The 20,755-nt window shown below is 75.8% G+C and carries 17 protein-coding genes; 12 read left to right on the top strand and 5 right to left on the bottom strand.

Going from position 1 to position 20,755, the window contains the following annotated elements:
* Positions 1 to 254 precede the first annotated feature (254 nt).
* From ACI79U_RS09925 to ACI79U_RS09910, 4 genes are all read right to left on the bottom strand, one after another.
* On the bottom strand, positions 255 to 1,565 hold the full coding sequence (locus tag ACI79U_RS09925) for an aldose epimerase family protein (RefSeq protein WP_457070492.1): 1,311 nt from the start codon (positions 1,563 to 1,565) through the stop codon (positions 255 to 257).
* A 214-nt stretch (positions 1,566 to 1,779) separates the two neighbouring features.
* On the bottom strand, positions 1,780 to 3,354 hold the full coding sequence (locus ACI79U_RS09920; RefSeq protein WP_457070490.1) for a phospholipase D-like domain-containing protein: 1,575 nt from the start codon (positions 3,352 to 3,354) through the stop codon (positions 1,780 to 1,782).
* Between the two features lie 114 nt (positions 3,355 to 3,468).
* Positions 3,469 to 4,305, bottom strand: coding sequence for an ABC transporter permease (locus tag ACI79U_RS09915; RefSeq protein ID WP_457070488.1), 837 nt, complete (start codon positions 4,303 to 4,305; stop codon positions 3,469 to 3,471).
* Complete coding sequence (locus ACI79U_RS09910) at positions 4,302 to 5,306, bottom strand: ATP-binding cassette domain-containing protein (protein ID WP_457070486.1); 1,005 nt, start codon at positions 5,304 to 5,306, stop codon at positions 4,302 to 4,304. Before ACI79U_RS09910 ends, ACI79U_RS09915 begins: the two co-directional genes overlap by 4 nt.
* Positions 5,307 to 5,494: 188 nt before the next feature.
* Between ACI79U_RS09910 and ACI79U_RS09905 the strand changes: the two genes are divergently transcribed.
* Positions 5,495 to 6,100 carry a nitroreductase family protein gene (locus ACI79U_RS09905; RefSeq protein ID WP_457070484.1) on the top strand — a complete coding sequence of 202 codons (606 nt, stop codon included), beginning with the start codon at positions 5,495 to 5,497 and terminating at the stop codon, positions 6,098 to 6,100.
* Here the strand turns inward: ACI79U_RS09905 and ggt are convergent.
* A complete protein-coding gene (gene ggt / locus ACI79U_RS09900) occupies positions 6,097 to 7,956 on the bottom strand; it encodes a gamma-glutamyltransferase (protein ID WP_457070482.1) in 1,860 nt (619 codons plus the stop codon). The genes ACI79U_RS09905 and ggt overlap by 4 nt on opposite strands.
* 183 nt (positions 7,957 to 8,139) lie before the next feature.
* Between ggt and ACI79U_RS09895 the strand changes: the two genes are divergently transcribed.
* From ACI79U_RS09895 to ACI79U_RS09845, 11 genes are all read left to right on the top strand, one after another.
* The gene (locus ACI79U_RS09895; protein ID WP_457070480.1) at positions 8,140 to 9,210 is read left to right on the top strand and encodes an acetamidase/formamidase family protein; all 1,071 of its coding nucleotides are present in this window, start codon (positions 8,140 to 8,142) and stop codon (positions 9,208 to 9,210) included.
* Positions 9,207 to 10,751, top strand: a complete 1,545-nt coding sequence (locus ACI79U_RS09890; protein ID WP_457070478.1) for an AtzH-like domain-containing protein — start codon at positions 9,207 to 9,209, stop codon at positions 10,749 to 10,751. Before ACI79U_RS09895 ends, ACI79U_RS09890 begins: the two co-directional genes overlap by 4 nt.
* An 82-nt stretch (positions 10,752 to 10,833) precedes the next feature.
* Entirely contained in the window at positions 10,834 to 11,331 is a 498-nt protein-coding gene (uraD, locus tag ACI79U_RS09885; RefSeq protein WP_457070476.1) for a 2-oxo-4-hydroxy-4-carboxy-5-ureidoimidazoline decarboxylase, read from the top strand.
* Positions 11,328 to 11,642 carry a hydroxyisourate hydrolase gene (gene uraH, locus ACI79U_RS09880; protein WP_457070474.1) on the top strand — a complete coding sequence of 105 codons (315 nt, stop codon included), beginning with the start codon at positions 11,328 to 11,330 and terminating at the stop codon, positions 11,640 to 11,642. Before uraD ends, uraH begins: the two co-directional genes overlap by 4 nt.
* Entirely contained in the window at positions 11,642 to 12,553 is a 912-nt protein-coding gene (pucL, locus tag ACI79U_RS09875) for a factor-independent urate hydroxylase (protein WP_457070472.1), read from the top strand. The genes uraH and pucL overlap by 1 nt, the downstream gene beginning before the upstream one ends.
* 73 nt (positions 12,554 to 12,626) lie before the next feature.
* Positions 12,627 to 13,970 (top strand): allantoinase AllB, encoded by a 1,344-nt coding sequence (gene allB, locus ACI79U_RS09870; RefSeq protein ID WP_457070470.1) that lies wholly within the window; start codon positions 12,627 to 12,629, stop codon positions 13,968 to 13,970.
* Complete coding sequence (locus tag ACI79U_RS09865; protein ID WP_457070468.1) at positions 13,970 to 15,190, top strand: pyridoxal-phosphate-dependent aminotransferase family protein; 1,221 nt, start codon at positions 13,970 to 13,972, stop codon at positions 15,188 to 15,190. Before allB ends, ACI79U_RS09865 begins: the two co-directional genes overlap by 1 nt.
* On the top strand, positions 15,187 to 16,434 hold the full coding sequence (locus ACI79U_RS09860) for an allantoate amidohydrolase (protein ID WP_457070466.1): 1,248 nt from the start codon (positions 15,187 to 15,189) through the stop codon (positions 16,432 to 16,434). Before ACI79U_RS09865 ends, ACI79U_RS09860 begins: the two co-directional genes overlap by 4 nt.
* Complete coding sequence (locus ACI79U_RS09855) at positions 16,431 to 17,246, top strand: MurR/RpiR family transcriptional regulator (RefSeq protein WP_457070464.1); 816 nt, start codon at positions 16,431 to 16,433, stop codon at positions 17,244 to 17,246. Before ACI79U_RS09860 ends, ACI79U_RS09855 begins: the two co-directional genes overlap by 4 nt.
* Entirely contained in the window at positions 17,246 to 18,055 is an 810-nt protein-coding gene (locus ACI79U_RS09850) for an FAD binding domain-containing protein (RefSeq protein ID WP_457070462.1), read from the top strand. The genes ACI79U_RS09855 and ACI79U_RS09850 overlap by 1 nt, the downstream gene beginning before the upstream one ends.
* On the top strand, positions 18,052 to 20,709 hold the full coding sequence (locus tag ACI79U_RS09845) for a molybdopterin-dependent oxidoreductase (protein WP_457070460.1): 2,658 nt from the start codon (positions 18,052 to 18,054) through the stop codon (positions 20,707 to 20,709). Before ACI79U_RS09850 ends, ACI79U_RS09845 begins: the two co-directional genes overlap by 4 nt.
* The last annotated feature ends 46 nt before the right edge of the window (positions 20,710 to 20,755 follow it).

Raw genomic sequence — 20,755 nt, 5'->3', positions numbered from 1 at the left:
CGATCGTCGACTGCCGGCCCGCAGAGACCTCACCGTCCGGCTCAGCCGGCCTGCCGCACCCCAGAGCCCGGGACGAGCGAGGCCAGCGCAGCTGCACGTCGGCCGGGTTCCCCGCCGCGCGGGACCCCCGGGCGCAGGGAGACCGGCTCCGGGCGCACGCCGCGTCCGCGTTCGTCGTCGTCGCGGCCGGGAGAGCGTGGCCTGATCCCGCCGGGGTGGCGGCGGCCGGATGCCCGCGCCCGCCACCGTCGGGGTCAGTGCGACAGCTCGAAGACCGTCGTGCTGTCGTAGGTCTCCCCGGGACGGAGGACCGTCGAGGCGAAGCCCGGCTGGTTCGGGGAGTCCGGGAAGTGCTGGGTCTCCAGCGCCAGCCCGTCGCCCTGCCGGTAGATGCCGCCACCGGTGCCCACCAGCGTGCCGTCGAGGAAGTTCCCCGAGTAGAACTGCAGCCCCGGCTCGGTGGTCGAGATCGTCAGCGTCCGCCCGCTCTCCGGGTCGTGCAGCACGGCCGCCTGCTCCAGCGGGTCGTCGGCGTCCGAGCCCTCCCGCGCGCCGTCGCCCTCCCGGTCCAGCGCCCAGTTGTGGTCGTAGCCCTGCCCGTACAGCAGCTGCTGGTCGGCCTGGCGGATGCGGGCGCCGATGGCGGTCGCCTCGCGGAAGTCGAACGGCGTGCCCGCCACCGGCGCCACCTCCCCGGTCGGGATGAGGGTCTCGTCGACGGGCGTGTACCCGCTGGCGTCGATCTGCAGCTCGTGGTCGTAGACGGTTCCCGAGCCCTCCCCCGCGAGGTTCCAGTAGGTGTGCTGGGTCAGGTTCACCGGGGTGGGCGCGTCGGTGGTCGCGGCGTAGTGGACGGTCAGCCGCCCCTCGTCGTCGAGGCAGTAGGTCACCGTGGTGGTGAGGGTGCCCGGGAAGCCCTGGTCGCCGGCCGGGCTGACCAGGTGCAGCTCCAGCGCGGCCACCTCCTCGTCGGAGACGTCGGTCGCCGTCCAGACCTGGTCGTCGAAGCCGGTGGGGCCGCCGTGCAGGGTGTTGGGGCCGTCGTTGAGGGGCAGCTGGTAGGTCGCCCCGTCCAGCTCGAAGGAGCCCCCGGCGATGCGGTTGCCGTACCGGCCGATGAGCGAGCCGAAGTACGGGTCGTCGTCGCCGACGTAGCCGGCCAGGTCGCTGAAGCCCAGCACGACGTTCTCGACGTCCCCGTGCTCGTCGGGGACCTCCAGGCTCTGGATCACCCCGCCCCAGGTGAGCACCCGCATCGTGAGGTCGCCGTTGCACAGCGTCCAGCGCTCCACCGGGGTGCCGTCGGGGGCGGTGCCGAAGGGCTCGACCGCCGTGCGCGCGTCACGGCAGCCGGTGTGCCCGTGGTGACCACCGCCGTGATGGCCACCACCGTGATGGCCACCACCGTCGTGCCCACCGCCGGCGGAGGCGATCGACGGGGCCACGGCACCGCCGACGAGCAGGCCGGCGCCGAGCACGGCCACCAGCGGCAGCTTGCTGCGGCTGGTGCGCCGTCGGCGCCCGGACGGGGAGGACGGCGCGGTCGGGGCAGGACGTCCGGTCATGGGGACTCCGTTCTGGGCGGGGACCCGCCGGGCGTGGAGCCCGGTGGCAGGGCGTCGCGGTCGCCTTCCCTGTGACAGCGCTGTGACGCCCCTCACACGTCCTAGTGCGTGCCGGGCCCGCGGTCGATGCATCGGCCGGAGGTCCTGCCCCCGTCAGCGGGGCCGGGACGGTCCGGGAGCAGCCCGCTACCGACCGTCATCGGGCCGGAGCTGGTCAGGTGCGGGCGCGGGGCTGCCGGCGGCGGGCGAAGAACCGCTCGACCCGGCGCCACCTGTCCGGCGTCTTCTCCTGGTCCAGCACCTCGGACTCGGCGAGCGACCGGTCGACCGGGCCGAGCTCGGGCGGTTCGAAGACCACCAGCGAACGGCCGGCCGGCCGGCGCAGCCGCTCGATGCCCCGCACGAGCGAGCCGGTGTCGGCGATCGCGGCAGCGACCTCGTCCGGCGTGCACCCCAGGTGCTCGGCGAGCAGCCGGTCCCGGAAGCCGGTGATGGTCGCGGCGATCCGGTCGGCCCCCGGCTGCCCCTCGACCGCCTCGATCGCCAGGTCGCACTCGGTGTCCAGGCCCATCGACCGGTTGTTGAGGTTGCTGGAGCCCAGCCGCAGCAGGCGGTCGTCGACGACGGTCACCTTGGCGTGCACGTAGATGTCCTCGCGCTGCTCCGTGACCGGCGTGTAGAGCCGGAACCGGTCGTGCACGTCGGCCTCCCGGAGGACCTCGAGAACGCGGGCACGGGCGGTGCCCATCGCCTTCTCCGAGAGCCAGCCGTCGGCGACCTCGGGGTTGACCACCACCACCTCCGGGCCGTCCGGCTCGCGCAGCCGCTCGGCGATGGCGTCGGCGATCCGGGGGTTGGCGAAGTACTGACTCTCGACGTAGACCGACCGGCGCGCGCCCGCGATCGTGGCGAGCCACAGCAGCTCGATCTCGTGCACCAGGCTCGTGCCGCCGTGCTCGGGGCGGGTGCGGGAGATGGCGACGTCGACGTCGGTGAGCAGCGGCTCGACCTCGTCGGGCCAGCAGTCCCGCTCCTCGGTGAGCGGCTCGAGCCGCTCACCGGTGCCGCTCTCCCACCGGTCGCGGGCGAGCTCGGCGACCGCCCGGGCGGCGGGCCCGGTCATCATGCTGGTCGTGTCGTGCCACGGCCCGGTCGGCCGGCCCGCGCCGCGGCCGGCTGCCGGGCGACGGCGGTGCGGGTTGTCGTCGGCGTGGTCGGAGGTGTCCCAGCGGTCGGCGGTAACGTCGATGCCGCCGGCGAAGGCCAGGCAGTCGTCGACGACGACGATCTTCTGGTGGTGCGCGCCGCCGACCGGGTGGTGGGTGTCGACGGCGAGGGTGAGCCGGTCGGGGGCCCGGCGGTCCAGCAGCACGATCGGCTGCAGGCCCCGGCCGAGTGCGCGGAGCATGCCGAGGTCCCACTGCAGGACCTTGATCTCCAGCTGCTCGTTGGCCTTCACCGCCCGTTCCAGGACGGCGCCGAGCCGGTCGTCCTCGGGGCGGCCGCCGTCGAGCGGGTCGAGCCGGATCCGCGGGTCGAAGTCCCAGCCGATGAACAGCACCCGCCGCTCGGCGCGCAGCACCGCCTTCTTGAGGGTGGCGAAGTAGCCGGCCGCGTCGACGAACACCGCGAAGCGGGTGGCCCGGTCGATCCGCCAGCAGGTCTCGCCCGGGATCAGCAGCCGTGGGCCCTGGGCCGAGCGCCCGTCGTCGCTGCCGTCGAGCACCGCCGGCAGTCCGGTGCCGGGATCGGTGCCGGGCTCGGTCGTGGTCTGGCCGGGGTCCGTCACCCCAGCAGTGTGCCCGTCGCCCCCCGTCGGACGAACCCGCCACTCCCCCGATCGGGCGCCCGACCGTGCCCGAGGGGGCGGTCGGGCGCCCGGTCCCGGTGCGCCCGGGCCGTCTCAGCGGCTGCGGTAGAGCCGCGTGGTCACCGGCACGAACACCGCGGCCAGCGCGACCGCCACCGCGAGCGAGACGCCGATCGCCACGCTGTCGGGCTCCCCGGCCATCAGCGACCGCGACGCGGTGGCCAGCACGGAGATGGGGTTCACCCCGACGAACGCCTCGAGCGGACCCGGCAGGGTCGCGGGGTCGACGAAGACGTTGGACAGGAACGTGAGCGGGAAGATCGCCATGAACCCGGCGTTCATCACCGCGTTCGGCGACCGCATCAGCAGTCCGAGCACCGAGAAGACCCAGGACAGCCCGAACGAGAAGACGACGACGAGCGCCAGCGCCGCCACCACCCCGCCGACCCCGCCCGCGGGCCGGAAGCCCAGCGCGACACCGACGACGATGATCACGGTCCCGGCCACGACGTAGCGGACGCTGTCGCCCAGCAGCGAGCCCACCAGCGGGGCCGGCCGCCAGATCGGCAGCGAGCGGAAGCGGTCCACCACCCCCTTGGTCAGGTCGGTGTTGAGCGCGACCCCGGAGTAGACGGTGGTGAACAGGACCGACATGACCAGCAGGCCCGGGAGCGTGTAGTCCAGGTAGGCGCTGGTCGAGCCGGCGATCGCGCCGCCGAACAGGTACGTGAACATCACCAGGAACATCACCGGGGTGACCGTGACGTCGAGCAGCTGCTCGGGCACGTGCTTGACCTTGAGCATGCCCCGCCAGCCGAACGTCAGCGCGGTCGACAGCGGCCCGGGGCGGCTGGGCCGAGGGGTGGAGGAGATGGCCCGGCGGACGGCCGCGGTGTCCGCGGCGCCGGGCGCCCTGGTCGTCGCGGTCATGACAGGTGCTCCTGCGGGGTGTCGGCGGGGGTGGACGTCTGTTCGGCGGCACGGTCCTCGGCGGTGTGCCCGGTGAGCGCGAGGAAGACCTCGTCGAGGCTGGGTTGCTGCAGGGTGAAGTGCCCCAGCGGGATGCCCACCCGGGCCAGCTCGGCGACCGCGAGCGCGGAGCACTCGGGATCCGCCCCGGTGGCCGACAGCGCCGCCGGCTCCGGCTCCAGCACCACCGGGCCCACCATCCGTTCCAGCACCTGGGCGGCCTCGGGACGGCGGCCCGGGTCGACCAGCCGCACGTGCAGCGACCCGGTGCCGACCGATGCCTTGAGGTCGGCGGGGGTGCCCTCGGCGATCACCCGGCCCCGGTCGATGACGGCGATGCCGTCGGCGAGCTGGTCGGCCTCCTCGAGGTACTGGGTGCAGAGCAGGATCGTCGTGCCCTCGGCGACCAGCGCCCGGGCGATCTCCCAGACCTGGTTGCGCGAGCGCGGATCCAGCCCGGTCGTCGGCTCGTCGAGGAACATCAGCCGCGGCGTGACGACGATGCTCGCCGCGATGTCCAGCCGTCGGCGCATGCCGCCGGAGAAGTGCTTGACCAGCCGGCCGGCGGCCTCGGCGATGTCGAAGGCCTCGAGCAGCTCGTCCGCGCGGTCGCGGGCGGCGGCCCGCGGGTAGCCGAGCAGCCGGCCGAGCAGCACCAGGTTCTCCCGGCCGGTGAGCTCCTCGTCGACCGAGGCGAGCTGCCCGGTCAGGCTGACCAGTCCGCGGACGGTGTCCGCCTCGGACACGATGTCGTGGCCGAGCACCTGGGCGCTCCCGGTGTCCGGCGGGATCAGCGTGGCCAGCATGCGGATGGTGGTGGTCTTCCCGGCGCCGTTGGGGCCCAGGACCCCGTAGATGGCGCCGGCCGGGACGGCCAGGTCGACACCGGCGACGGCGCGCGTCCCGCCGAAGGACTTGCCGAGCCCGCTCGCGTCGATCGCGAGAGGGGTGGATGTGGTCATCGACTTCCTCACCTCGGGCAGTGCAGGAGCATCTCGTCGGAGGTGGGACCGACTGTGGACCCCGAAGTCATCGCAAGGCCATCGCTTTTCCCGCGCCACCCCCGTCTCCCGCCCGGCCCGGGCGCCCGGAGTGCGGGCGTGATCAGGATGACGGAATGGCCGGGCGGCCGGTGGACGCTGACGGCGGCATGACCGTCAGCAAGACCGCCGTCACCACCGTCCCCCTGCACCCGTTGCTCGCGGAGCGCTGGAGCCCGCGCGGGCTCGACGCCGGGCACGAGCTCGGCGACGAGCAGCTGACCGCCCTGCTGGAGGCCGCCCGCTGGGCGCCGAGCGCCAACAACAGCCAGCCGTGGCGGTTCGCCGTCGCCCACCGCGGCACCGCCGGGTTCGCCGCGGTGCGGGAGGCCCTGGCCCCCGGCAACCAGCTGTGGGCCCAGGCAGCGTCCGCGTTCGTCGTCGTCGCGGCCGAGACCACCGGTGCGGACGGCCGGTCCCGCCCCTGGGCCGCCTACGACACCGGCCAGGCGGTCGCCCACCTCACGCTGCAGGCCCAGCACGAGGGGCTGGTGGTCCACCAGCTCGGTGGCTTCGACCGGGACCGGGTCGCCGCGTTCCTCCAACTCCCGGACGTCGTCGTGCCGCTCGTCGTGCTCACCGTCGGCCGCCGGGACGTCGAGGCCGAGCTGCCCGAGGCGCTGGCCGCCCGCGAGCAGGCACCGCGTGAGCGGCTGCCCCTGGACGCCCTGCTGGTGCCGCTCCCCGTGCACCGGTCGGTCGAGGAGCTCAGCTAGCCCTCCTCGCTGAGGCGGGGCGCCAGCGACCCGTCCGGCCCGGCCGGACCGGTGCGGTCGACCGGCACCGGGTGCACCACGCCGGCGCTCCCGCCGCCCCGCCGCTCGGACTCGGCGGCGGCGAGCAGCAGCCCGCCGGGCAGGTACTCGATCCCGGTCGCCGCCCCGATCTCCGGGCTCTCGGTGAACGTGTGGCCCAGCGCCGCCAGCTCCTCCCCGTAGGCCGCGAGGAACGTCGGCTCGGCCAGCACCGACTCGGTGTTGCGCTGGGTCGCGCGGGGCGCGGAGATCGCCTCGGCCAGGTCCATGCCCCGGTCGATCCGGTTGACCAGCGTCTGCAGCACGGTGGTGATGATCGTGCTGCCGCCCGGGGACCCGAGGGCCAGCACCGGTTCGCCGTCGTGGAGCACGATCGTCGGCGCCATGCTGCTGCGCGGGCGCTTGCCGGGAGCGGGCAGGTTCGGCTCGGGCACCGTCGGGTCGGCGGGAGCGAAGGTGAAGTCGGTGAGCTCGTTGTTGAGCAAGAAGCCGCGGCCGGGGACGGTGATCCCGCTGCCACCGGTCTGCTCGATGGTCAGGGTGTAGCTGGCGATGTTGCCGGCCGCGTCGCCGACGGTGAGGTGCGTGGTGCTGGGCCCCTCCGGGCCGCTCTCCCCGGCGGCGGCGTCCTCGGCGGGGCAGGGTCCGTACTCGCCGTCGGGGTCACCGGCCGCGACCGGCTTGGCCAGTGCCCGCCCGGGGTCGATCACGCAGGCCCGCTCGGCGGCGAACGCCGGGTCCAGCAGCTCGGCCAGCGGCACCTGGCTGTAGGCCGGGTCGCCGACGTAGGTGTTGCGGTCGGCGAAGGCCAGCGCGCTGGCCTCCAGGTAGTGGTGCAGCACCGGCACGGTGGGCAGCGAGCTCAGCCGGAAGAGGTCCAGGACGGTCAGCGCCTCGCCCACGGTCGACCCGCCGCTGGACGGCGGCGCCATGCCGTAGACCTCCAGCCCGCGGTAGTGCACCCGGGTCGGCTCCCGCCGGGGCGCGTCGTACCGTGCCAGGTCCTCCTCGGTCAGCAGCCCGGCCCGCACCTGCCCGGTGCCCGGGACCTCGGGTGGGTCCTGCGCCGTCCGGACGACGTCGGCGGCCAGCTCACCGGTGTAGAGCTCGTCGACGCCCTCGGTCGCCAGCAGCTCGTAGGTCCGGGCCAGGTCCGGGTTGCGGAACACCGAGCCGACCTCCGGTGGGGCCCCGCCGGGCAGGAAGAGGTCGGCCGAGGCGGTGAACCGGGCGAACTTCTCCTGGTTCTCGGCGGTCTGCTGGCGGAACGTCTCGTCGACGACGAAGCCCTCCGCGGCGAGCTCGGTCCCCCCGCGCAGCGCCTCCCCCAGCGGGATCGTGCCGAACTGCTCCAGGGCGCGGGCCCAGGTCAGCGCGGTGCCCGGCGTGCCGACCGACAGCCCGCTCCGGACGGCCTCCTGGAACGGCAGCGGCTCCCCGTCCTCGCCCAGGAACGCGTCGGCCCCCATCGCCAGCGGTGCGGTCTCACGGCCGTCGATGGTGGACACCGTGCCGCTGGCCGCGTCGTAGTAGAGGAAGAAGCCGCCCCCACCGATGCCGGCCGAGTAGGGCTCGGTGACCCCCAGCGCGGCGGCCGCGGCGACCGCCGCGTCCGCGGCGTTGCCGCCGCCGGCCAGCACCTCGAGACCGACCCGGGTCGCATCCGGGTCCACCGTCGCGACGGCACCGCCGGTGCCGACGGCGAGCGGCTGGCGGTCCGGCACCGGGTCGGCGGCGGCGGGACCGGCCGGGCCGGTGACCACCAGGCCGGCGACCAGCCCGGTGAGGGCGACGAGGGTGGACCGTCGACGCGGCATGGGAGCTCCTCGGGTCGTCAGCTGGCGGCCCACTGAACACCCGACGATGTGGGCTGCGCCATACCCGTGGGCGAGTCGCGGCGTGTCAGCACGGTCCGCTGCGGCACCGTGCGCGCGCCGGACCGCTGCCGGCGGACCGGCATCGGAACACGCCGGAAACGTCGGTCTCGTAGCTTCCGGCCGGTGACGAGTCCAGCCCTGCAGCCCGGGAGCGGCCCGATCCCGGCCGCCACCTACCTGCCCTCGACGCCGGAGCACGTGCTGTGGGGGCGGCTGCCCTGCGCGGCGGACCCCCCGGCGCTCACCGTCGACCCCGGCACCGAGGTCACCCTCGACACGGTGAGCCACGAGGGGATCCTCGAGGACCAGGGGCGCGACCCGACCGCGTACTTCGGCCGGCACGGCGCCACCGACGTGCTCGAGGACGCGATCGCGCTCGCGCGCAGCGAGGCACCGCACCGGTTCGGGGTCGACGGCCCGCACGTGGTCAGCCGGCCGATCGCCGTCGACGGCGCCCGGGTCGGTGACCTGCTGGCGGTCACCGTCCTGGCCGCGACGCCGCGGGTGCCCTACGGCGTCATCTCCAACCGGCACGGCCGGGGCGCCCTCGCCGGGGAGTACCCCCGCGACGCCGAGGCCGTCTACAGCGCCTTCGCCACCGTCAGCGCGGACGGCGGCGCCGGCCTGCTGCCGCTGGTCGAGGGCGGGGAGCGATCGGTGCGGTTCCCCCTGCGCCCGTTCCTGGGGATCATGGGCGTCGCCGTCCCGGGCAGCGAGCGGCCGCACTCGGTGCCGCCCGGCCCGCACGGCGGCAACATCGACATCGCCCTGCTGACGGCGGGCAGCACGCTGTACCTGCCGGTCCAGGTCGACGGCGCGCTCGCCTACGTCGGCGACCCGCACTTCGCCCAGGGCGACGGCGAGGTCAGCCTGACCGCGATGGAGGGCAGCCTGCGCGCGACGGTCCGGTTCGACGTCGTCGCCCGCGAGGACGCGCTGGCGCGGTTCGGGGAGCTGGCCGGCCCGCTCGCGGAGACCACCGAGTTCCTCGTCCCCACCGGCATGGACCCCGACCTGGACCTCGCCGTGCAGCACTGCGTGCGGGCCGCGATCGCCCTGCTGCAGGCCCGGTTCGGGATGGACCCGCGGCTGGCCTACGCCTACCTCTCCGCCGCCACCGACTTCCGGATCAGCCAGGTGGTCGACGTGGTCAAGGGCGTGCACGCCACCATCCGCAAGGCCGACTTCCGGTGACCGCGCCCGCACCCGTGCCGCCCGGCCTGCTCGAGGCGTTCGCCGCCTACGAGGCCGCGCTGATGTCCGACGACGTCGCCGCGCTGGACCGGCTGTTCGCCCCCGGGCCCGGGACGCTGCGCGCCGACGCCGAGGGCCTGCTGGTCGGGCACGACCGGATCGCCGCCTTCCGCTCCTCCCGGGGCGGGGCGCCGCGACGGACCCTGCTGCAGACCCACGTCCGGGTGATCGACGACGACCACGCGGTGGTCGTGGCGGTCACGGAGCTGTCCCGCGGCGGGCAGGGGCTGCAGACCCAGGTCTGGGCGCGGTCGCCCGGCGTGCCCGAGCACGGTGGCTGGCAGGTCACCGCCGCCCACGTCTCCGTGCCACCCCCGCCGCTGGACACCCGGGTCTGGCGGGTCGTCGGTGACCCGCTCGTCGCCCCGAGCGGGGACGGTCCGCTGACCGGCCAGACCCTGGCGGTCAAGGACCTGTACGCGGTCGCCGGGCACGCCGTCGGGGCCGGCAACCCGGCCTGGCTGGCGCAGGCCGCCCCCGAGCCGGCGCACGCGGACGCCGTGCGCCGGCTGCTGGACGCCGGGGCCGCGGTCCGGGGCATCGCGCGCACCGACGAGCTCGCGTACTCGCTGGCCGGGGCCAACGCCCACTCCGGCACCCCGCCCAACCCGGCCGCCCCGTACCGCCTCCCCGGTGGCTCCTCCAGCGGCAGCGCCACCGCCGTCGGCCTGGGCGCCGCCACCATCGGTCTGGGCACCGACACCGGCGGGTCGATCCGCGTCCCGGCCGCCTACCAGGGCCTCTACGGGATCCGGACCACCCACGACGCGGTGGACCGGGCCGGCCTGCTCCCGCTCGCCCCGGACTTCGACACGGTGGGCTGGCTGACCCGGTCGGCGGACCTGCTGCGGGCGGTCGGCGACGTGCTGCTGCCCCCCGGGTCGCCCGGCGGCAGCGACGAGCTGGTGGTCGCGCCCGGGCTGCTCGCGCTGGCCGACGCGGACGTCGCCGAGGCGGTGCGCGGCTGGCTCGCGGGGACGGATGCCACGGAGGTCGACGCGCCGCTCCCCGACCTCGACGCGTGGCGGGTCGCCTTCCAGACCTGGCAGGCGCACCAGGCCTGGGCCTCGCACGGCGGCTGGCTGGAGAGCCGGCTGGACGTGCTGGGCGCCGACGTGCGGGCCCGGTTCGCGCACGCCGCCGGCATCGACGCCGGAACCGCCGGCCGGGCCCGTGCGGTGCTGGACGTGGCCCGGACGCAGGTGCGCGAGCTGGTCGGCGACCGGGTCCTGGTGCTGCCCAGCGCGCCCTCGGTGGCGCCGCTGACGTCGGCCGGCGCCACTCTGGGGAACCGGAACGCCACCATGCGGCTGACCTGCCTGGCCGGGCTGGCCGGCCTGCCCGCGGTCAGCGTCCCCACCCGGACCGCCGCGGGTCTCCCGGTCGGGGTCTGCCTGGTCGCCGCCGTGGGGCGGGACCGGGACCTGCTCGACCTGGCCGTCCGGTACTCCCGGCCCGCCGGAGGGCCCGGCCCGGCCTGAGCCGTGCCCGGCGCCGGGTGAGGACACACAACGCTGAAACGAACGCAACGCTGGTGAAACGCCGGTTTCCTACGTTCACCGGGTGCGCATCGCCGAGTTCGACCTCCTGCCGGTCGCCGACGCCGCGGCGCTGGTCCGGCGGTGCGCGGACGTCCCCTCGTTCGTGACGACGCTGGTGGCCGGCCGGCCGTACGGCGACGTCGACGGCCTGCTCGGCGCCGCCCGCGACCAGGCGGCCACCTGGACCGACGCCGAGGTGACCGCCGCCCTGGCCGACCACCCGCGCATCGGCGAGCGGCCGGCCGGCGACGGTCCGGGCGCCGCGCTGTCGAGCCGGGAGCAGGCCGGCGTCGACCCGGCCGACGCCGAGCTGCAGCGCCGCCTCGCGGAGGGCAACCGGCGCTACGAGGCGCGGTTCGGCCGCATCTACCTGGTCCGCGCCGCGGGCCGCACCGGCCCGGAGCTGCTGGACCTCCTCGAACGACGGCTCACCCACGACGCCACCACCGAGCGGGCGGTGACGCGCGCCCAGCTGGCCGAGATCGCGCTGCTCCGCCTGGAAGGACTCCTCGAACCGTGAGCACCGTCAGCACCCACGTCCTCGACGCCGTCCTCGGCCGCCCCGCGGCCGGCCTCGACGTCGTCCTCACGCTGCCCGACGGCAGCACCACCACCGGCCGGACCGACGCCGACGGGCGCTGGCGGCCCGACGGCGACCTGCCGGCGGGCGGTCACACCGTCCGGTTCGACACCGGCGCCTGGTTCGCCGCGCAGCAGCGCGCGACCTTCCACCCCGAGGTGACCGTGGCCTTCACGGTCACCCCGGGTGAGCACCACCACGTGGCCCTGCTGCTGAGCCCGTTCGCCTACACCACCTACCGGGGGTCCTGATGAGCAACTCCCCTCTCCCCGGCACCTACGTGCTGGGCCCGAACCAGTACGGCAAGGCCGAGTGCCGCCTCGTCCGCATCGAGCGGGACACCCCGGTGCACGTGATCGCCGACCTGAACGTCAGCACCCAGCTGCGCGGGGACTTCGCCCCGGCCTACACCGACGGCGACAACGGGCACGTGCACGCCACCGACACGCAGAAGAACACCGTCTACGCGCTCGCCAAGGAGCACGGCGTCTCCTCCCCCGAGGCGTTCCTGCTGGTGCTGGCCGGGCACTGGCGCGCCCAGGCGTGGGTGACCGGCACGCAGATGTCCGCCGAGCAATACGCCTGGGAGCGCATCGGCGCCGGCACGGGCGGCGCGGGGCACTCCTTCGCCCGGACCGGGCGGGAGACGCGCACCGCGGTGGTGCAGACCGACGGGGACGAGACGTTCGTGCTCGGCGGGCTCACCGACCTGACCGTGCTGAAGAGCACCGGCAGCGAGTTCTCCGGGTTCCCCCGCGACGGGTTCACCACCCTGGCCGAGACGACCGACCGGATCCTCGCCACCAGCGTCACCGCCTGGTGGCGCTACACCAGCACGGACCTCGACTGGAACGCCGCCCACGGCGCCGTCCGGACCGCGCTGGTCGACGCCTTCGCCGGCACCCACAGCCTGGCGCTGCAGCAGACCATCCACGCGATGGGCGCCGCGGCGATGGACGCCGTCCCGGAGATCGCCGAGATCCGGGTCAGCTGCCCGAACAAGCACCACTTCGAGGTCGACCTGGCCCCGTTCGCGATGACCAACGGCGGCGAGGTCTTCGTCGCCGCCGACCGGCCCTACGGGCTGATCCAGGCCACGCTCCAGCGGGCCGGCGCCCCGGCCGAGCCCCGCGCGTGGGCCGCCGTGCCGGCATTCGCGTGAGCGAAACGGCTCGGACAACACGATGCGAGCGCCCCACACACGTCGCCGCAACGCTGGTCGCCGAGGAGATCGTGTGAGCGGGACGGGCGCGGTCTCCGCCGTGCGCGCGCGGCGGGTGCTCGTCGGCGACACGGTCCGCCCGGCCACGGTGCGCATCGCCGACGGACGGATCACCGCGATCGACCTCTACGACAGCCCCGTCGACGGGGCGCTCGAGGTGCCGGACACCGCGCACCTGCTGCCCGGCGTGGTGGACACCCACGTGCACGTCAACGAGCCGGGCCGCACGCACTGGGAGGGCTTCGCCACCGCCACCCGGGCCGCCTCCCTCGGCGGGGTCACCACGCTCGTCGACATGCCGCTCAACTCGATCCCGCCGACCACCACGGTCGAGCACTTGCGCGCCAAGCAGCAGGCGGCCCGCGGGCAGCTCGCCGTCGACGTCGGGTTCTGGGGCGGTGCGGTGCCGGGCAACGACGGCCACCTCGAGGCGCTGTGGGCGGCGGGGGTGTTCGGCTTCAAGTGCTTCCTCTCCCCCAGCGGCGTCGACGAGTTCCCGCCGCTGGACCCGGTGGCCTTCCGCCGCGCGCTGCGGACCGTCGCCGGGTTCGGCGGGCTGGTGATCGTGCACGCCGAGGACGCCGCCGTCCTCGCGGCGACGCCGGCACGGCCGAGCCGGGCCTACGCCGACTTCCTGCTCAGCCGCCCGGACGACGCCGAGACCGCCGCGATCGGGCAGGTCGTCGACGGCGCCCGGGAGACCGGCGCCCGGGTGCACGTGCTGCACCTGTCCAGCGCCCGGGCGTTGCCCCTGCTGCAGGCCGCCCGGGACGAGGGGCTGCCGGTGACGGTGGAGACCTGCCCGCACTACCTGACCTTCAGCGCCGAGCGGATCCCCGACGCCGCGCCCCAGTTCAAGTGCTGCCCGCCGATCCGGGACGCCGGCAACCGCGACGAGCTCTGGGCGGCGCTGACCGAGGGCGTCATCGACTGCGTGGTCAGCGACCACTCCCCCGCCACGGCCGAGGAGAAGAGCCGCGGCGGTGGCGACCTGCAGCAGGCCTGGGGCGGCGTCTCCGGCCTGCAGGTCGGGTTCACCGCGGTGGCCGCCGAGGCCGCCCGCCGCGGGATCGACGTCGCGGCCGTCAGCCGGTGGATGTCCCGGAACACCGCCGACCTGGCCGGGCTCGCCCGGAAGGGCCGGATCGCCGTCGGGGCCGACGCCGACCTGGTCGTGCACGACACCGATGGCGACACCGTGGTCGCCGCCGAGCGGCTGGCCCACCGCAACCCGATCTCCGCCTACGACGGGCTCACCCTCCCCGGCCGGGTGACGCACACCCTGGTGCGGGGCCGACCCGTCGACCCCTCCCGGCCCGACCACGGCTGGGGCACCCAGCTCGACAGGAGCGCCTGATGGTCCCCACCGGTGAGCTGCGCGTGCCGCCCCGGCTGCTCATGGGCCCCGGCCCGATCACCGTCGACCCCCGCGTGCTGCGGGCGATGTCGGCGCAGCTGGTCGGGCAGTTCGACCCGTTCATGACCGCCACCATGAACGAGACGATGGCGCTCTACCGCGAGGTCTTCCGCACCGCCAACGAGCAGACGTTCCTGGTGGACGGCACCTCCCGCGCCGGCATCGAGGCGGCGCTGGTGTCGCTGCTGGAGCCGGGCGACCGGGTGCTGGTGCCGGTGTTCGGCCGGTTCGGCCAGCTGCTCGCCGAGATCGCCGCCCGGTGCGGCGCCGAGGTGCACACCGTCGAGGTGCCGTGGGGCGAGGTCGTCCCCCCCGAGGCCGTGGAGGAGGCGGTCGTCCGGGTCCGGCCGAAGCTCCTCGCGGTCGTCCAGGGCGACACCTCCACCACGATGTGCCAGCCGCTCGCCGACCTCGGTGAGATCTGCCGCCGGCACGGCGTGCTGCTGTACTGCGACGCGACCGCCTCGCTCGGTGGCAACCCGTTCGAGGCCGACGCCTGGGGCATCGACGCCGCCACCGCGGGCCTGCAGAAGTGCCTCGGCGGCCCGTCCGGCAGCGCGCCGATCACCCTCTCGCCCCGGGCGGCCGCGCTGATCGAGGGCCGCACGCACGTGGAGGCCGGCATCCGGGCCGACGACGACACCGACCGGGGCACCCGGATCGCCTCCAACTACCTCGACCTGGCCCAGGTGATGGCCTACTGGGGCCCGCGCCGGCTCAACCACCACACCGAGGCCGCCACCATGCTCTACGCGGCCCGCGAGTGCGCCCGGCTGCTGGTCGAGGAGGGCCTCGACGCGGCGGTCGCCCGGCACGAGCTGCACGGCCGGGCGATGCTCGCCGGGGTCCGCGGCCTCGGGCTGGCGGTGTTCGGGGACGTGGCGCACAGGATGACCAACGTCGTCGCGGTGCACATCCCCGACGGCGTGCCCGGCGAGGGCGTCCGGGCGGCGCTGCTGGAGGACTTCGGCATCGAGATCGGCACCTCCTTCGGTCCGCTGCACGGTCGGGTCTGGCGGATCGGCACGATGGGCCACAACGCCCGCCGGGACGCGGTGCTGACCACCCTCGCCGCGCTGGAGCAGGTGCTCCGCGGCTCCGGGGCGCCGGTCCCGGCCGGTGGCGGGGTCGGCGCCGCGCGCGAGGTGTACGGGGCATGACCACCTCCGGGAGCTCTGCCGCCGGCGTCCTCGCCCGCTGCGCCGAGCTGGACCGGCTCTCCGCGAGCCCGCTCCACCTGGAGCGCCGCCACCTCACCGGGGAGCACGCGGCGGCCAACCGGCTCACGGCGAGCTGGATGGCGCGGGCCGGGCTGCGCACCTGGCAGGACGCGGCCGGCAACCAGTGGGGCCGCCGTGAGGGCGGCTCCCCCGGGATGCCGGCCCTGGTTCTCGGCTCGCACCTGGACACCGTGCCGGACGCCGGCAGCTTCGACGGGATGCTCGGGGTCGTCATGGCCGTCGCGGTGGCCGAGCGGCTGCGCGGTGCCGACCTCCCGTTCGCCCTCGAGGTGGTCGGTTTCGGCGACGAGGAGGGCGCCCGGTTCGGCAAGGCGCTGCTCGGCAGCCAGGCGGTGGCCGGCACCTGGGACCCGGCCTGGTGGGACCTGCGCGACGACGACGGGGTGACGCTGCGCCAGGCGTTCGGCGACTTCGGGCTCGACCCGGCCCGGGTCGGCGAGGCGGCCCGCCGGCCGGCCGAGCTGGTCGGCTACCTGGAGGCGCACATCGAGCAGGGGCCCTGCCTGGAGGCAGCCGACCGCTCGCTGGGGTACGTCACCGCCATCGCCGGCGCCCGGCGCTTCCGGCTCTCGGTGATCGGCGAGGCGCGGCACGCCGGCGGCACCCCCTACCCCCGCCGTCGCGACGCCCTGGTCGGCGCCGCCGAGGCGGTGGTCGCGATCGAACGGCTGGCCCGGGCGAGCGACACCATCGCCACGGTCGGCCGGCTCGACGTGCTGCCCGGCGCGGTCAACGTCATCCCCGGCCGGGCCGACCTGACCCTGGACCTGCGGGCCGCGACCGACCCCGAGCGGGACGCGATGTGGGACGTCATGCACGCCGAGATCACGGGCATCTGCGACCGGCGCGGGCTGGGCCTGGAGGTCGTCGAGACCCACCGCGCGCCCGCCGCCCCGTGCGCCGGGTGGCTGCAGCAGGCGGTCGCCGACGGCATCCGGTCCACCGACGACGTCGGCGCCGCCGAGCCGATGGGGCTGTGGAGCCGCGCCGGCCACGACGCGATGGCGCTGGCCGCCGTCACCGACGTCGGCATGCTCTTCCTGCGCTGCGCCGACGGGATCAGCCACTCCCCCGACGAGGACGTCCGCGAGGTCGACGTCGCCCGGGGCCTGGACGCCCTGGAGGCCGCGGTGCGTGCCGTGGCGGCGCGGGGCCGGCCGTGACCGGCCTGCGGATCGACGAGAGGATCGCCCGGTGCCACCCCGGGCTGACGTCCCAGGAGCGGCGCGCCGCCGAGACGCTGCTGGCGCACCTGGACGACCTGGCGACCTACCGCGCCGGCGAGCTCGCCGCGCTCGCCGGGGTGTCGAAGGCGACGATGAGCCGGCTGTTCCGCTCCCTCGGTTTCGCCGACTTCGACGAGGTCCGCGACCACCTCCGGGCGCTGCGCACCGCCGGTGAGCCCCGGCGGGTGGCGGGGCCCGCGGACCTGGTCGCGCACGCCGAGCACGAGGCGGCGGCCGTCGCGACCGCGGTGCGGCAACCGGCCGTCGCCGACGCCGTGGCGCTGCTGGCCGACGCCCGCTCGGTGCTCGTCGCCGGCTGGCGCAACAGCCACCCGGTCGCGCTGCACCTGCGCGGGCAGCTCGTGCAGGCCCGCCCCCGGGTCTCGCTGGCCCCGCTCCCGGGGCAGGTGGTCGGTGAGGAGCTGGTCGACCTGGGCCGCGGCGACGCGGTGGTCGCCGTCGGCTTCCGCCGCCGGCCGGCCGGCTTCGCCGGTTTCCTGACCCGCGCGGCCGGCACCGGCGCCGACGTGGTGCTCCTCGGTGACCCGACCGCCGTCGCCCACTCGGGTGCCGCGCGGGTGTGGCTGCCGTGCCCGGTCCAGGGGGCGCTGGCCTACGACTCCTACGCGGCGGCGATGTCCCTGGTGGGCGTGCTGGCCGACGGCGTCCTGACCCGGGTGGGGCGCACCGGGCGCGATCGCGTCTCCGCGATCAGCGCCACCTACGACCAGCTCGCGGAGGTGGAGTGATGGACCTGGCCTGGGTGCAGACCCATCGGGAGGCGAACGTCCGCGGCGACCTGGCGCTGCGACCGGGCGAGCGGGTGCTGGCCGGCGGCACCTGGCTGTTCTCCGAGCCGCAGCCGGACGTCACCGGCCTGGTCGACCTGACCGCGATGGCCTGGGCGCCGTGGGAACCGCTGCCCGACGGCGGCCTGCGGCTGTCCGCGACCTGCACGGTCGCGCAGCTCCAGCAGGCGCCCTGGCCGTCGCCGGTGCTGCCCCGGCAGTGCGCCGAGGCGCTGCTGATGTCGTTCAAGGTCCAGTCCGCGGCCACCGTCGGCGGCAACCTGTGCCTGGGTCTCCCGGCCGGCGCGGTGATCGCGCTGACGGCGGCGCTGGCCGGCGAGGTGGTGGTCTGGACGCCCGACGGGGGCGAGCGCCGGAGCGCGGTGGCGGCGTTCGTGCGGGACGCCGGCGTGGTGGACCTGCGCCCCGGCGAGGTGGTCCGGGCCGTGGACCTGCCCGGGTCGGCGCTCCGGGCACCCACGGCGTGCCGGCGGGCCGCGCTGACCACTTACGGCCGGACCGCCGCCCTGGTCATCGGGCGGTACGAGACCGGTGCCGTCGTCCTCACCGTGACCGGCTCGGTGCCGCGGCCGGTCGTGCTGGCGGTGCCCCCGTCGGCGTCCGGCCGGTCGGTGCGCGACGCGGTGGCCCGGGCCGGTGCCGAGGTCGGCTGGTACGCCGACGCGCACGGTGCCGCCGACTGGCGGGCCGCGCAGACCGGGCGGCTCGCCGCCGAGGTGCACGCCGAACTGACCGGAGGCCCGCGGTGATCCTGGACGGGACGGCGGTGCCCGGGGCTCCGGCGCCGGGCCAGTGCCTGCGCACCTGGATCCGCGAGTGCGGCGGGACGGCGGTCAAGAAGGGCTGCGACTCCGGTGACTGCGGCGCGTGCACCGTGCTGCTCGACGGGACCCCGGTGCACTCCTGCATCACCCCGGCCGTCCGCGCCGAGCACCGGACGGTCACCACGGCGGCCGGGCTGGGCACCCCGGAGGAGCTGTCGCCGGTGCAGCGCCGGTTCGTCGAGGCGGCCGGCTTCCAGTGCGGGTTCTGCACGCCGGGCTGGGTGGTCACCGCGAGCGCGCTGGCCGACGAGGACGGGGAGGTGCGGGTCGCCGATCCGGAGCGGTGCTTCAAGGGCAACCTGTGCCGCTGCACCGGCTACCGGTCCATCCGCGACGCGCTGGCCGGCCGGGTCAACGTGGCGCCGGCCGGTGCGGGTGGCGCGGCCGTCGGCTCGTCCGTCGCCGCGCCGGCCGGGCCGCGCGTGGTCACCGGCCGGGAGCCGTTCACCCTCGACCTGCCCGACGCCGGGGTGCTGCACGTGCGGCTGGTCCGCGCCGACGTCGTGCACGCCCGCATCGTCTCGATCGACACCTCGCGCGCCGAGGCGGTGCCCGGCGTCGAGCTGGTGCTGACCTCCCGTGACGCCCCGGACGTCCTCTACTCGACCGGCCGGCACGAGAACCGGCTGGACGACCCCGACGACACCCGGCTGTTCGACGACGTGGTGCGCTTCGCCGGGCAGCGGGTGGCCGCGGTGGTGGCCGTCTCCGCCGCCGTCGCCGCGCGGGCCGCCGCACTGGTCGAGGTGGTCTACCAGCCGCTGCCGGCGGTGTGCGACCCGGAGGCGGCCCGGTCGCCCGGGGCACCGCTGCTGCACGGCGACAAGGACCCGGTGGCGTCCCGGATCGCCGAGCCCGGCCGGAACGTGGTGGCCGCCTCGCACGGTGAGGTCGGGGACGTCGCCGGCGCGCTGCGCGCCGCGGCGCACACCGTCCGCGGCACCTGGACCAGCGCCCGGGTCACCCACGCCGCACTGGAGACGCACGGGGCCCGGGCGTGGGTGGACGACGACGGCACCCTGGTGGTGCGGACCAGCACCCAGGTGCCCTTCCTGGTCCGGGCCGAGCTGGCCCGCATGCTCGGCCGCGACCCGGCGGGCGTGCGGGTGGTCGCCGCCCGGGTCGGCGGCGGGTTCGGCGGCAAGCAGGAGCTGCTCGTCGAGGACGTCGTCGCCCTCGCCGCCCTGCGGCTGGCCGAGCGGGGCGACCGCCGGCCGGTGCAGCTGGAGCTCACCCGCGAGGAGCAGTTCACCGCCGTGCCGATGCGCCACCCGATGCGGGTGTCGGTGGCCGTCGGCGCCGACGCCGACGGCCGGCTCACCGCACTGCACGTCGACGTGCTCAGCGACACCGGCGCCTACGGCAACCACGGGCCCGGGGTGATGTACCACGGCGTGCACGAGTCGGTGGCGGTCTACCGGGCCCCGAACAAGCGGGTGGACGCCGAGGCGGTCTACACGAACAACCCGCCGAGCGGCGCGTTCCGGGGGTACGGCCTGGGCCAGGTGGTGTTCGCCATCGAGTCCGCGCTGGACGAGCTCGCCCGGCTGGTGGGCATCTCCCCCTTCGACCTGCGCCGCCGCAACGTCGTCGTCCCCGGCGACCCGTTCGTGGTCGACGGGTACCCGAACACCGACCTGGCGTACGGCAGCTACGGGCTCGACCAGTGCCTCGACCTCGCCGAGCAGGCGCTCGCCGAGACGCGTACCGAGACGCGGGCCGCGGCTCCCGAGGACGAGGGCTGGCTGGTCGGCGAGGGCATGGCGCTGGCGATGATCGCCACCATCCCGCCCCGCGGCCACCACTCGCACGCCCGCGTCGTCCTCGCCCTCGACGGCACCGCGACCGTCGAGATCGGCACGGCGGAGTTCGGCAACGGCACCGCCACGGTGCACACCCAGCTCGTCGCCGACGCCCTCGGGCTCTCCCCCGACCGGGTCCGGCTGGTGCCCTCGGACACCGCGACGTCCGGCTACGACTCCGGCGCGTTCGGCTCCACCGGGTCGGTCGTCGCCGGCCAGGCGGTGCAGCACGCCGCCGAGGAGGTGCGCCGCCGGCTGGACGCCGCAGGCGGTCTCGGCCGGCTGGACCGGCCGCTGTCGGCGACGGGCGTGAACACCGGCACCGGGCGGTCGGTGGCGTTCAACGTGCAGGCCGTGCGGGTCGCGGTGCGACCGGCCACCGGTGAGGTCCGGGTGCTCGACTCGGTCCAGGCCGTGGACGCCGGGGTGGTGCTCAACCCCGAGCAGCTGCGCGGGCAGGTGGAGGGCGGGGTCGCCCAGGCCGTGGGGTCCGCCCTCCAGGAGGAGCTGGTCGTGACCGACGGCCGGGTGCTCACCCGCGGCTTCCGGGACTACCGCACGCCGCAGCTGGGGGACGTGCCGGCCACCCGCGTGCTGTTCGCCGACACCTCCGACGCGCTGGGCCCGCGCGGTGCGAAGTCGATGAGCGAGGCCCCCTACAACCCGGTGGCCCCGGCCATCGCGAACGCGGTCCGCGACGCCCTCGGCGTCCGGCCGCACGAGCTGCCGATGAGCCGGGACCGCGTCTGGCGCCTGACCCGGGGAGAGGACCGGTGACCGGCGGCGCCGGGGCCGGGCACCTGCTGGCCGCCCGGGAGCCCTG

Source organism: Modestobacter sp. SYSU DS0904, from assembly GCF_054051115.1.
Note: the sequence above shows the minus strand (reverse complement) of the source record. Positions and strands in the feature narration are given on the sequence as shown.

Bases quoted from the DNA above. Each gene is read 5' to 3' on its own strand.
- ACI79U_RS09925 (WP_457070492.1), bottom strand. From the start codon at position 1,565: ATGACCGGACGTCCTGCCCCGACCGCGCCGTCCTCCCCGTCCGGGCGC.
- ACI79U_RS09915 (WP_457070488.1), bottom strand. From the start codon at position 4,305: ATGACCGCGACGACCAGGGCGCCCGGCGCCGCGGACACCGCGGCCGTC.
- ACI79U_RS09910 (WP_457070486.1), bottom strand. From the start codon at position 5,306: ATGACCACATCCACCCCTCTCGCGATCGACGCGAGCGGGCTCGGCAAG.
- ACI79U_RS09905 (WP_457070484.1), top strand. From the start codon at position 5,495: ATGACCGTCAGCAAGACCGCCGTCACCACCGTCCCCCTGCACCCGTTG.
- ggt (WP_457070482.1), bottom strand. From the start codon at position 7,956: ATGCCGCGTCGACGGTCCACCCTCGTCGCCCTCACCGGGCTGGTCGCC.
- pucL (WP_457070472.1), top strand. From the start codon at position 11,642: ATGAGCAACTCCCCTCTCCCCGGCACCTACGTGCTGGGCCCGAACCAG.
- ACI79U_RS09865 (WP_457070468.1), top strand. From the start codon at position 13,970: ATGGTCCCCACCGGTGAGCTGCGCGTGCCGCCCCGGCTGCTCATGGGC.
- ACI79U_RS09860 (WP_457070466.1), top strand. From the start codon at position 15,187: ATGACCACCTCCGGGAGCTCTGCCGCCGGCGTCCTCGCCCGCTGCGCC.
- ACI79U_RS09850 (WP_457070462.1), top strand. From the start codon at position 17,246: ATGGACCTGGCCTGGGTGCAGACCCATCGGGAGGCGAACGTCCGCGGC.